Source organism: Arthrobacter sp. SDTb3-6, from assembly GCF_013376095.1.
Taxonomy (GTDB): Bacteria; Actinomycetota; Actinomycetes; order Actinomycetales; family Micrococcaceae; genus Specibacter.
Map to the genome: position 1 here is coordinate 57,889 of NZ_JAAMFN010000022.1, position 11,637 is coordinate 69,525.

11 protein-coding genes are annotated in these 11,637 nt (G+C 68.2%); 9 read left to right on the forward strand and 2 right to left on the reverse strand.

Going from position 1 to position 11,637, the window contains the following annotated elements:
- From G6035_RS12070 to G6035_RS12085, 4 genes are all read left to right on the forward strand, one after another.
- A complete protein-coding gene (locus G6035_RS12070) occupies nt 1-534 on the forward strand; it encodes an arginine repressor (RefSeq protein ID WP_218063153.1) in 534 nt (177 codons plus the stop codon).
- A 120-nt stretch (nt 535-654) separates the two neighbouring features.
- On the forward strand, nt 655-1,860 hold the full coding sequence (locus tag G6035_RS12075; RefSeq protein ID WP_176617341.1) for an argininosuccinate synthase: 1,206 nt from the start codon (nt 655-657) through the stop codon (nt 1,858-1,860).
- A gap of 6 nt (nt 1,861-1,866) precedes the next feature.
- Complete coding sequence (gene argH, locus G6035_RS12080) at nt 1,867-3,288, forward strand: argininosuccinate lyase (RefSeq protein ID WP_176617342.1); 1,422 nt, start codon at nt 1,867-1,869, stop codon at nt 3,286-3,288.
- Between the two features lie 192 nt (nt 3,289-3,480).
- On the forward strand, nt 3,481-4,212 hold the full coding sequence (locus tag G6035_RS12085) for a maleylpyruvate isomerase family mycothiol-dependent enzyme (protein ID WP_176617343.1): 732 nt from the start codon (nt 3,481-3,483) through the stop codon (nt 4,210-4,212).
- A 13-nt stretch (nt 4,213-4,225) separates the two neighbouring features.
- Here G6035_RS12085 and G6035_RS12090 read toward each other — a convergent pair whose 3' ends face one another.
- Nucleotides 4,226-5,116 (reverse strand): DNA-3-methyladenine glycosylase, encoded by an 891-nt coding sequence (locus G6035_RS12090; protein WP_176617344.1) that lies wholly within the window; start codon nt 5,114-5,116, stop codon nt 4,226-4,228.
- A 70-nt stretch (nt 5,117-5,186) separates the two neighbouring features.
- On the opposite strand from G6035_RS12090, the gene G6035_RS12095 reads away from it, so the two are divergent.
- Together G6035_RS12095 and G6035_RS12100 are read left to right on the forward strand one after the other, a co-directional pair.
- Complete coding sequence (locus G6035_RS12095; RefSeq protein WP_176617345.1) at nt 5,187-5,825, forward strand: SRPBCC domain-containing protein; 639 nt, start codon at nt 5,187-5,189, stop codon at nt 5,823-5,825.
- A gap of 74 nt (nt 5,826-5,899) precedes the next feature.
- Complete coding sequence (locus tag G6035_RS12100) at nt 5,900-6,565, forward strand: DNA-3-methyladenine glycosylase (RefSeq protein ID WP_176617346.1); 666 nt, start codon at nt 5,900-5,902, stop codon at nt 6,563-6,565.
- Here the strand turns inward: G6035_RS12100 and G6035_RS12105 are convergent.
- On the reverse strand, nt 6,504-7,163 hold the full coding sequence (locus G6035_RS12105) for a GNAT family N-acetyltransferase (protein WP_176617347.1): 660 nt from the start codon (nt 7,161-7,163) through the stop codon (nt 6,504-6,506). The genes G6035_RS12100 and G6035_RS12105 overlap by 62 nt on opposite strands.
- Before the next feature lie 67 nt (nt 7,164-7,230).
- Here G6035_RS12105 and G6035_RS12110 point away from each other — a divergent pair, with 67 nt between their 5' ends.
- The 3 genes from G6035_RS12110 to tyrS all read left to right on the forward strand — a co-directional run bounded on the left by G6035_RS12110 (nt 7,231) and on the right by tyrS (nt 11,564).
- Complete coding sequence (locus tag G6035_RS12110) at nt 7,231-7,815, forward strand: adenine phosphoribosyltransferase (RefSeq protein WP_176617348.1); 585 nt, start codon at nt 7,231-7,233, stop codon at nt 7,813-7,815.
- 145 nt (nt 7,816-7,960) lie between these two features.
- Nucleotides 7,961-10,201: an AAA family ATPase gene (locus tag G6035_RS12115; RefSeq protein ID WP_176617349.1), complete on the forward strand. Its 2,241-nt coding sequence runs from the start codon at nt 7,961-7,963 to the stop codon at nt 10,199-10,201.
- Between the two features lie 52 nt (nt 10,202-10,253).
- Entirely contained in the window at nt 10,254-11,564 is a 1,311-nt protein-coding gene (gene tyrS, locus G6035_RS12120; protein ID WP_176617350.1) for a tyrosine--tRNA ligase, read from the forward strand.
- Nucleotides 11,565-11,637: the final 73 nt, after the last annotated feature.

An 11,637-nucleotide genomic window follows, 5' to 3' on the forward strand; every position in this document is an offset into this window, starting at 1 on the left:
ATGTCCAGGACTTCCGGCGGTGGTGCCATGCCGGCCACCAAGACGGCCCGCCAGGCCCGCGTGACGGCCCTGCTGGCCAGCCGGGCCGTGCGTTCCCAGGCGGAGCTGGCCACCCTGCTGGCCGACGACGGACTGGTGGTGGGGCAGGCCACCCTGTCCCGGGACCTGGTGGAACTGCGGGCCTACCGGGTCCGGGGCAAGGACGGTGGGCTGATCTACGCCGTCCCCCGGGAGGGAGGGGAACGCGGCGTCCATTCGCCGTCGTCCCAGGAACTGCTGGACACCCGGCTGGTCCGGCTGTGCGGGGAACTGCTCGTCACCGCCGAGGCATCGGCCAACATTGCCGTGCTGCGCACCCCGCCGGGCGCGGCGAACTTCCTGGCCCTGGCCATTGACCATTCGGTCATGCCGAGCATCCTGGGCACCATCGCCGGGGACGACACCGTCATGATCATCACCCGGGACCCCCAGGGCGGGGCCCAGGTGGCTGAACGCTTCCTGCAGTTTGCCGCCGAATCGGGCGCGGCGGGGTAATGGCCCCGACAACCGCCTACCCTAGAACCACGGGAACCAAAGAACCACAAGAACACCATCCGTCGACGCCGCAGGCCCGAACGGACGCCATCAAATTCAGTGATAAAAGGAGAAAAGAACGTGACTGAGCGCATTGTATTGGCCTACTCCGGTGGCCTCGACACATCCGTTGCCATCGGCTGGATCGGCGAAGCGACGGGGGCCGAGGTCATCGCCGTGGCCGTGGACGTCGGACAGGGCGGGGAGTCCCTGGAGGACATCCGCCAGCGCGCCCTGGCCTGCGGCGCCGTCGAAGCCTACGTGGCCGACGCACGCGACGAATTCGCCAACGACTACGCCATGCCCACCCTGAAGGCCAACGCCCTCTACCAGGGCCACTACCCGCTGGTGTCCGCGATTTCCCGGCCCGTGATCGTCAAGCACCTGGTGAAGGCAGCCCGCGAATTTGGTGCCACCACCGTCGCCCACGGCTGCACCGGCAAGGGCAACGACCAGGTCCGCTTCGAGGTCGGCATCCAGACCCTGGGCCCGGACCTGAAGTGCATCGCCCCCGTCCGGGACCTGGCGCTGACCCGCGACAAGGCCATCGCCTTCGCCGAGGCCAACAACCTGCCCATCGTGACGACCAAAAAGAACCCGTACTCGATCGACCAGAACGTCTGGGGCCGGGCAGTGGAAACCGGGTACCTCGAGGACATCTGGAACGCGCCCACCAAGGACATCTACGACTACACGGCCACCCCGGAATTCCCGCCGGCACCGGACGAGGTCATCATCACCTTCGCCCAGGGCGTCCCCGTCGCGATCGACGGCCACAAGGTGACCCCGCTGCAGGCCATCCAGGAACTGAACCGCCGCGCCGGCGCGCAGGGCGTGGGCCGGATCGACGTCGTCGAGGACCGCCTGGTGGGCATCAAGTCCCGCGAAATCTACGAAGCCCCGGGCGCCATGGCGCTGATCACCGCGCACAAGCACCTCGAAGACATCACCGTCGAGCGCGAACAGGCCCGCTTCAAGTCCTCCGTGGGCCAGCGCTGGGCTGAACTGGTCTACGACGGCCAGTGGTTCTCCCCGCTCAAACGCTCCCTGGACGCCTTCATCGAGGACACCCAAAAGTACGTCTCCGGCGACATCCGCATGACCCTCCACGGCGGGCAGGCGATCGTCAACGGCCGCCGCTCCGACACCTCGCTGTACGACTTCGACCTGGCCACCTACGACACCGGGGACACCTTCGACCAGTCGCAGGCCCGCGGCTTCATCGAGCTGTGGGGCATGTCCTCCAAGGTCGCCTCCACCCGCGACCAGCGCGTCGCAGGGAAGTAGCCGGCGGTGGTCGAGACCCACGGGACCAACGAGGGCGCACTCTGGGGCGGACGCTTCCAGGGCGGGCCGGCCGACGCGCTGGCTGCGCTGAGCAAGTCCACCCACTTTGACTGGCGCCTGGCCCTCTACGACATTGCCGGGTCCAAGGCCCACGCCCGTGTCCTGAACACGGCAGGGCTGCTCGACGACGGCGAGCTGGCCGGCATGCTCAACGCGCTCTCGGACCTGGAGGCAGACGTCAAGTCCGGCGCCTACGGCCCGGCGGCGACCGACGAGGACGTACACGGTTCGCTGGAACGCGGCCTGATCGAACGGGCCGGCGCCGCGCTGGGCGGCAAGCTCCGCGCGGGCCGGTCCCGCAACGACCAGATCGCCACGCTGGGCCGGATGTACCTGCGGGACCACGCACGCATCATCGCCGGGGGAGTGCTGGCCGTGGTCGACGCCCTGGTGGCGCAGGCCAAGGCCCACCACGGTGTCGCCATGCCTGGGCGCACGCACCTGCAGCACGCACAGCCGGTGCTGCTCAGCCACCACCTGCTCGCCCACGCCTGGGCGCTGCTGCGCGATGTGCAGCGCCTGGTCGACTGGGACAAGCGTGCAGCGGTTTCCCCGTACGGTTCCGGCGCCCTGGCCGGCTCCTCGCTGGGGCTGGACCCGAACGCCGTCGCTGCGGACCTTGGCTTTGCCTCGGCCGCGTGGAACTCGATCGACGGCACCGCCTCCCGCGACGTCTTCGCCGAGTTTGCGTGGGTGTCCGCCATGATCGGCGTGGACCTCTCCCGCGTCTCGGAGGAAGTCATCCTGTGGGCCACGAAGGAATTCTCCTTCGTGACGCTGCACGATTCCTACTCCACCGGGTCCTCGATCATGCCGCAGAAGAAAAACCCGGACGTGGCGGAACTGGCCCGCGGCAAGGCGGGTCGTCTCATCGGCGACCTCACCGGGCTGCTGGCCACGCTCAAGGGCCTGCCCCTGGCATACAACCGGGACCTGCAGGAGGACAAGGAGCCCGTGTTTGACGCGGCGGACACCCTGGAACTGCTGCTCCCGGCCGTTTCCGGCATGATTGCCACGCTGGTGTTCAACACCGAACGGATGGAATCCCTGGCGCCGCAGGGCTTCGCCCTGGCCACGGACATTGCCGAGTGGCTGGTCCGCCAGGGCGTGCCGTTCCGCGACGCCCACGAACTCTCGGGGGCCGCGGTCAAGGTGGCCGAGGCACGTGGCGTGGAGCTGTGGGACCTGACGGACGAGGAATACGCGTCCATCTCCGCGCACCTCACCCCCGAGGTCCGCACGGTCCTGAGCACGGAAGGGTCGCTGAACAGCCGCAACTCCCAGGGGGGCACCGCCCCGTCGGCGGTGACCGAACAACTGGCCGCCCTGGAGGGGCAGCTGGGCCAGGTGCGGGCCTTCCTGGCCTGACCGGCGCCGCCGCTGCACGGAAAATGCCCGCATCCGCACACCGGATGTGGGCATTTTTTGCAGCTGTGCCGCTATCGCTCAGCGCCCTCCCACTGCTCGCAAGCCCGCAGCGGGCCCCTCGGCCGCTATCGCACAGCGCCCTCCCACTGCTCGCAAGCTCGCAGCGGGCCCCTCGGCCGCTATGCTGGGGCAATGACTGAGATAACAACGGCCCAGCTGACGGACCGGCTGGGCGCGGCAGCGGACGCCCTGGCCGGCAAAGTGGCCCATTTAAGCGACGACGACGTCCGCGCCGCAACCGGGCTGCCCGGCTGGACGAGGGGGCATGTGCTGGCCCATGTTGCCAACGTCTCCGACGCCGTTGCCCGGCAGGTGGAGTACGCACTGCGCGGGGACTCCATCGAGTTTTACGACGGCGGCACCGGCGGCCGCAACCAGGCCATCGAAATGGCGGCGGGACACCCGGCCGCCGAACACCGGGCCACGCTGGACGCCGCCCTGCAGCGGGTGCTCTCCGCCCTGGCCGGGCTGGATGACGAACAGTGGCGGCTGCGCATCAACTACCGTGACGGCACGGTGTACGACGGGGCGTTGGCCCTGTGGCGGGAACTGGTCATCCACCTCGCGGACCTTGACGTGGGCCGCGGGCCGGAAACGTGGTCCAAGGAATTCTGCCTTTACCTGCTCAGTTTCCTGGCGGCCCGGGTGCCGGAGAATCTGCGCCTGGTGCTGCTGCCGGTGGCCCTGCCGACCATGACGCTGGGGAGCGGCGGGGACACCATCTCGGTGCAGGGCATGCTGACGGACATCGCCGCCTGGCTGGCCGGGCGCACCCCCACCCTGGACAGCCTGCGGGCCGAGGCCGCCGCCGACTCCGTGGACCTGCCGCAGCTGTTGCCCTGGCCAACGGCGTTGGCGAAGTAGCCCCCGGCCGCGCTCAGCTGCGGCCGGCCGGCCGCTCCCCGGAGACGCGCCAAAAGTGCAGGGTTGCGTAGGAGCGCCAGGGCCGCAGCGGCTCGGCCACGCGGGCCAGTTCCGGTGGCTTGATGGACCGGGCCGCGGCCAGGGAGTCGCCGCGCAGCAGGCCGTAGCCGTTGCGGACGGCCGAGTCCGTGGGGAGGAAGATGTCGCTGCTGCCCAGCACACGCATGCTGACATAGCCCACCGTCCAGGGGCCGATCCCGGGCAGGGGCAGGAGCTTTTCGGCAAGCGATTCCGGCGTGTCCGAGGCCTGGAGGCTCAAGGAGCCGTTTGCCAGCATTCCTGCCACGGCGATGAGGCTGTCAATGCGGCGCTGCGGGCCGCGCAGGATGCCCCGGCCGTCCCCGGCAATTTGGGCAGGGGAGGGGAACAGGCGGGTGAGCGTGCCGTGCGGAAGATTGCTGGGTGTGCCGAGCACAAGCAACCCGCGGAGCGCGGTCGTGGCCGCAGCAACCGTGATTTGTTGTCCCACCATGGCACGGACCAGGATTTCATGGGGGTCCACACAACCCGGCAGCCGGATGCCCGGCAGGGCCGCGACGCGCCCGGCCAACAGCGGGTCTGCCGCCAGCACGGCGTCGGCGGCGGCCGGCCTGTGGTCCAGGTTGAAGAGATGCCGGACCCGCTCGACCAGCACGGGGGAGTCGGCAGGGTCCTGGACGTCATGGTCCAGCAGCAGTTTCCCGCGGTCCCAGGACAGCCGGAACCAGCCGTGGCCGCCGGGAAGGGAAAGGGTCCGGGCATAGCTGGTGGATGTCGCCTCCTCCACCCCGTCCACCGCACGCGCCGCCAGGAAATCAAAGATGCCCGGCTCAAAGGGTGGATGAAATGGCTGAGCTTGTCCCATGGGGACCATCCTGCCACGGCTGCCGCGTACGCTGTTTGCCCGAGCCCCCACCCTCGCCTAGTCTGGCTGCATGGCTGACATCATGGATATGCTCACTGGAATCACCCGACTTGTCAAGACGACCACGCTCAACCATCAGGAGGCCACCTCGGTGGTCCTGCAACTCGAAGTTCCTGCCCCCGTCCATGATGTCTGGGCCGCCTGCACGGAAGCCGACAGCATTCAAAAATGGTTCCTGCCCATTAGCGGCGACCTGGGCATCGGCGGCCGCTACGCCCTTGAGGGAAACGCCTCGGGCGAAGTGTTGGATTGCAATGCCGGGCGCAGCTTTCGCGTCTCCTGGGTCATGGGCCAGGGCCCGGATTCCGAACTGCTGTTTACGGTGACGCCGACGAACGTTGACCACTCCCTGGTGGAGCTGGCGCACACCTCCACGGTTGACCCGGAAATGATGGCAAACTATGGCCCCGGCTCGGTCGGCGTCGGCTGGGACGGGGCACTGCTGGGCCTCCAGCACTACCTGCGGGGCATTCCCACGGGCCCGCAGCACCGGCCGGCACCGGAGATCATGAATCCGTTCATGGCGGCCAGCAGCGAGGCCTGGGCCGACGCCGCGATCGCCAACGGGGCCAACCCCGGGGACGCCAGGGCGGCCGCCAGGCGCACCACCGCGTTCTACACCGGGACGGATGGACAGGGCGCATCCTGACACGGTTTCGGCTGCCCGCGGGGCCACTTTTGATCCGGCGGAAAACCGCCGGCGGCTCCTGCTAACGTGGAACCATGGCCCCACCCGTCGACATCCTTGAACTTCTGCAGCATCCGGCAACGGAGGTGGGGCCCCACCTTTTGGGCGCACTGGTCAGGCATGAGAGTCCGGAAGGGCCCGTCGTCGTGCGCCTGACCGAGGTCGAGGCCTACCTGGGCCCGGCCGACTCGCCCGATCCGGATCCGGGGGCGCACAGCTACCGCGGCAAGACCAACCGCAATGCCGTCATGTTTGGCCCGCCCGGGCACCTCTACGTCTACTTCACCTACGGCATGCATTTTTGCGCGAACCTGGTGTGCCGGCCGGAAGGGATCTCCTCCGGGTGCCTCATGCGGGCCGGTGAAATCGTGGAGGGCCTGGACCTGGCCCGATCACGGCGTCCCACGGCCAAGCACGACCATGAGCTCGCGCAGGGCCCGGCCAGGCTCACCAAGGCCCTGGGCCTGGGCCGAGAACACAACGGGATCCCCGCGCTGGCCGGCGAAGTCACCGTGACGCTGCCGGCCGGGCCGCCGCGCCGTGTCATGTCCGGGCCCCGGGTGGGCATCAGCGGTCCGGGCGGCACTGCCGACTATCCGTGGCGGTTCTGGATTGACGGGGACCCCACTGTCTCCAAGTTCAAGCCGGGAGTGGTGCGCGGCCCGCGTCGGCGCGTACCAGCTGTTCCGAAAGCCCAATGAGTTCGGCCACTTCCGGCTGCAGGTCCGCGGGGGTCAGGCGGCGGACCAGCCCCGCCCGGGACTGCGGCCATTCGTGTTCCAGGATGGAGTAGACGGCAGTGTCCACCCGCGAGCCGTCGTGGCCCCTGCGGTACCCGCGCAGCACGCCGTCCAGGGACGCACCGAGCTTCCGGATCGCGGCCGCGCTGCGTTCATTGCGGACATCGCAGCGCAGGGCCACCCGGTGCACCAGCAGTTCCTCGAACGCGAAGCCCAGCAGGGCCAGCTTGGAGGCGGCATTGACGTTGCGGCCCCAATAATTGCGGCCAAAAAAGGTCATGCCCAACTCAACGCGCGACTGGCCGGGGACGTAGTCGTAAAGGCTGGTGGTGCCGGCCACGGTGCCGGTGGCCCCGTCAAGGACGGCGAACGCAATAACGGCCGGATCCATGATGCGTGCGGCAAAGATTTTCTCCAACCCACGACGCGATGTGGGGCGCTCGGCAGCCATCCCGGCCCACAGTTCGGAATCGACAAAAGGGAACAGGTCTGCCGCATGGCGACGCCGCAGCGGCACAAGCCGGACACCGTGTCCGGGCAGTGAAATGTTGTGTTGCACGGGGAATATATAAGCACCTTTTTTGGGTCCCGAAAACCACCCGTTCAGGAGCCTGTACCGTGGAAAGGTGAAACAAACTCACTGCACCGAATCCGCGTCTTCCGCCACCACACCTCCCACCCTCGAAAATCCGCCAGTTTCCGCGGTTGTTGAGTGTCTTTGCGCCACTGTGGAGGACTATCCGAAGCCGGGCGTTGCGTTCAAGGATTTGACCCCTGTTTTTGCCGACGGCCAGGCACTGCGCCAGGTGGTGGATTCGCTGGTTTCGCCCTTCGCCGGAAAGTTCGACGCCGTTGCCGGGGTTGAGGCGCGCGGGTTCCTGTTGGCGGCCGCCGCGGCCTACGCCTCGGGAACGGGTGTCATCACCGTCCGGAAGGCCGGCAAGCTTCCCCGCGCCGTGTACGCGGAGAGTTACGCGCTGGAATACGGCCATGCCACCTTGGAACTGCACCAGGACGACATCCCTGCCGGCACGCGTGTGTTAATTCTCGACGACGTCCTCGCCACCGGCGGCACGCTCGGCGCCGCCGCAGCCCTGTTGGAGCGCGCCGGGGCCGTGGTGGCCGGCGTCGGGGTTGTCCTGGAAATCGATGCCCTGGCCGGCAGGGGGAACCTTCCGGGCCTCGAGGTGGTCTCGCTGATGCACGTATAGTGGCGGGCCAGCGTTCCGGCCGCCGAGTGCCGGCGGGCGTGTGTTACGCGTGGCCGCTGGCGCAAGTACCCCCTGACCCGCCGTCGGGTATAGAATAGACGGTCCGCCTTTTGGAACCCCTCCTTCGCTATCAGGAGCATTTTGCATGTATGACGCCGAGCTGGCCCATGAACGTTCCTACGTTGATGGGCTCTACGCCCGACTGGACGAACTTCGCGCCGAAAAGATTGAACAACTCGATGAAGTCCGCCGCACCAAGTCCATGGGCACGCACCAGAACCGTTCCGAACGCGACGCCTTTGCCTCGCTGTACGAGACCCGCCTGGCCCAGCTGAACGCCGTCGACGACAAGCTGGCCTTCGGCCGCCTTGACCTGGACAGCGGCGAACTGCGCTACATCGGCCGGATCGGGCTGTCCACGGAGGACCTGCGCCAGCTCATGGTGGATTGGCGGGCGCCGGAAGCCGGCACGTTTTACCAGGCCACCGCGTTCGAGCGGCAGGGGGTGCGGCGCCGCCGCCACCTCATTTTGACCGGGCGCAACGTCAAGGCCATCGAGGACGACGTCCTGGACCACACGATGCTGGTGGACGGCGAGCAGCTGCAGGGGGAGGGCGCGCTGCTGGCAGCCCTGAACTCGAAACGCACCGGCCGCATGAGTGACATCGTCGGCACCATCCAGGCCGAGCAGGACCGCATCATCCGTTCGCCCCTGAGCGGTGCCCTCGTGGTGCAGGGCGGTCCCGGCACCGGCAAGACCGCCGTGGCACTGCACCGCGCCGCGTACCTGCTCTACACCCACCGCGAGCGGCTCGCTTCCGCCGGAGTGCTCCTGGTGGGCCCCTCCAGCGCCTTCATGAAATACATTGAGCGGGTGCTCCCGTCCCTGGGCGAGACCGGGGTGGTCATGGCCAGCGTGGGCCACCTGCTGCCCGGCATCAGCGCCACGGCCGTCGAGTCACCGCAGGTGGCGCGGCTCAAGGGCCGGATCGACATGGCCCAGGTCATTGCGAACGCCGTGGCCAACCGCCAGCGGCTGCCGCGCGGTGATGCCAGGCTCGACGTCGAAGGCACCCGCCTGGTCCTTGCTGCCCGCCAGGTGCGCCGCGCCCGGGACAAGGCCCGCGCCACCGGCAAGCCGCACAACGAGGCCCGCCTGACGTTTGTCAAGATCCTGCTGCGTGAGCTGACCGACCAGCTGCGCGAGCACATTGAAGCCAGCGGCGCCGGCAACACGGCCGACAGGTCCTATCTCGCCGAGGACGTCCGTTCATCGCGGGACGTGCGGATCATGCTCAACCTGTGCTGGATGCCCCTGAGCGCCCAAAAACTGGTTCGCGAGCTGTTCAGCAAACCGGAGATCCTGGCCGCGGTGGCCCCCGGATTCACCGATGCCGAACGGGCCCTCCTGCTGCGCCCCGCCGATGCCCCCTGGACGGAGTCCGACGTCCCGCTCCTGGACGAGGCCGCAGAACTCCTGGGCGAACTCGACGCGACCGGCGGCCGGGCAGAGGCCGCCCACGACGCCCAGCGCCGGCGCGACCTCGCCAACGCCGAAAAGGCCATCTCCAACATGGACCAGCAGCTGGAGGACTCCGGCGTGAACGGCATGCTCACCGCCGAACAGCTGGCCGACTACAACGTGGTGGAGGGTGAGCACCTGAGCAACGCGGAACGGGCGCTGACCGACCGGACCTGGGCCTATGGCCACGTGGTGGTTGATGAGGCACAGGAGCTTTCGCCCATGCAGTGGCGCCTGCTGGTGCGCCGCTGCCCGGTGAAGTCCTTCACGATTGTGGGCGACATCGCGCAGACCAGTTCCGCAGCCGGGGCAGATTCGTGGCGGCAGGCCTTGTCGCCGTTCATGGGGGAGCGCTGGACCATGGAGGAACTGACCGTCAACTACCGCACCCCCCGGCAGATCGCCGAAGCCGCCGTGCGCATGGCCAACGCGGCCGGACAGGTGGTCTCCGCCCCGAAGGCCGTGCGCGACGGCGAATGGGCGCCCATTGTGGACCGCGTCGCCCCCGGCGGCGTGATCGAGCGCGTGGTCGAGGTCATGGCGGAAGAAACCGCGGCGGTGGCCGGCGGCCTCGTTGCTGTCATAGCGCCCCCGGCTCTCGTGGCGGCAACGGCGGCCGCCCTCCGTGCCGTCTACGGGACCAGGGTGGGCCACGGCGCCGGCTCCGTGGAGCAGGACATCGTGGTGATCGACCCGCACGAGGCCAAGGGGCTGGAATTTGACGGGGTGGTCATCGTGGAACCGGCGGCCCTGCTGGCGGGTGCGGGCGGACGGGTGGGGGACCTGTACGTCGCCATGACCCGCCCCACCCAGCGCCTGCGCCTCATCGCCGCCGAACCGCTGCCGGAGGGAATCGAAGCGTAGGGAACTGCGCACGGATGGCGAAGAAGCGGCGTCGTGCTGGTAATTTTGTGGTGTGTCTTTGCAAACTGAACTCCGCGCCCCCCAAAACGATCCCAGCTTCGCCAACGTCTGGCAGGAGCTCAAGTGGCGGGGCCTGGTCCAGGTCTCCACGGACGAGGCAGCGCTCGAGGAGCTCCTGGCGGGCGATCCGATCACGTACTACTGCGGCTTCGACCCCACCGCGCCCAGCCTGCACCTGGGCAACCTGGTCCAGCTGCTGACCATGCGCCGCATGCAGCTGGCCGGGCACAAGCCGCTGGGCCTGGTGGGCGGCTCCACCGGCCTGGTCGGGGACCCCCGTCCGACGGCGGAGCGCACCATGAACTCCAAGGAAACCGTTTCCGAGTGGGTGGGCTACCTGCAGGGCCAGGTGCAGCGGTTCCTGTCCTTCGAGGGGGACAACGCCGCCCGCATGGTCAACAACCTGGACTGGACCGCGCCCCTGAGCGCCATTGACTTCCTGCGCGACATTGGCAAGTACTTCCGGGTCGGCACCATGATCAAGAAGGACATTGTTGCCTCGCGCCTGAACTCGGACGAGGGCATCAGCTACGCCGAATTCAGCTACCAGATCCTCCAGGGCCTGGACTACCTGGAGCTGCACCGCCAGTACGGTTGCGTCCTGCAACAGGGCGGCTCCGACCAGTGGGGCAACCTGACCAGCGGCACCGACCTGATCCGCAAGGTCGAGGGCACCTCGGTCCACGCGCTGGGCACGCCGCTGATCACCAACTCCGACGGCACCAAGTTCGGCAAGAGCGAAGGCAACGCCGTCTGGCTGGACGCCGACATGTGCAGCCCCTACGACATGTACCAGTTCTGGCTGAACACGGCCGACGCCGACGTGGTGGACCGCCTGAAGGTGTTCACGTTCCTCTCCAAGGCCCAAATTGAGGAGATTGCCGCGTCCGTTGCCGACAAGCCGCAGGCCCGAGAGGGGCAACGGACGCTGGCCTTCCAGGTGACGTCCCTGGTCCATGGCGTGGACGCCACGTTGAAGGTCATTGCCGCCTCAGCCGCACTGTTTGGCCAGGGCGAACTGGGGGAGCTGGATCTGCCCACGCTGGAATCGGCAACCCGGGAGCTGCCCCGTTCGGCGGCGCCAGCCGCCGGCCTGACCATTGTTGAACTGCTGGTCGCCGCCAAACTCTCCAAGAGCAACTCCGAGGCCCGCCGCACCGTCGCCGAGGGCGGGGCCTATGTCAACAACACCAAGGTCACCGACCTTGACGCCGTCCTGGGCGCCGCCGAGGCACTGCATGGCAAGTACCTGCTGGTGCGCCGCGGAAAGCGCACCCTGTCCATGGTGGAGCTCGCGGGCTGAAACGCCCCTGCTCCACCATACAGATGCCCGGCCGATTTGCACATCGGCCGGGCATCTGTGTATTGTTCTATCT

Bases quoted from the DNA above. Each gene is read 5' to 3' on its own strand.
- G6035_RS12070 (WP_218063153.1), top strand. From the start codon at position 1: ATGTCCAGGACTTCCGGCGGTGGTGCCATGCCGGCCACCAAGACGGCC.
- G6035_RS12085 (WP_176617343.1), top strand. From the start codon at position 3,481: ATGACTGAGATAACAACGGCCCAGCTGACGGACCGGCTGGGCGCGGCA.
- G6035_RS12090 (WP_176617344.1), bottom strand. From the start codon at position 5,116: ATGGGACAAGCTCAGCCATTTCATCCACCCTTTGAGCCGGGCATCTTT.
- G6035_RS12095 (WP_176617345.1), top strand. From the start codon at position 5,187: ATGGCTGACATCATGGATATGCTCACTGGAATCACCCGACTTGTCAAG.
- G6035_RS12100 (WP_176617346.1), top strand. From the start codon at position 5,900: ATGGCCCCACCCGTCGACATCCTTGAACTTCTGCAGCATCCGGCAACG.
- G6035_RS12115 (WP_176617349.1), top strand. From the start codon at position 7,961: ATGTATGACGCCGAGCTGGCCCATGAACGTTCCTACGTTGATGGGCTC.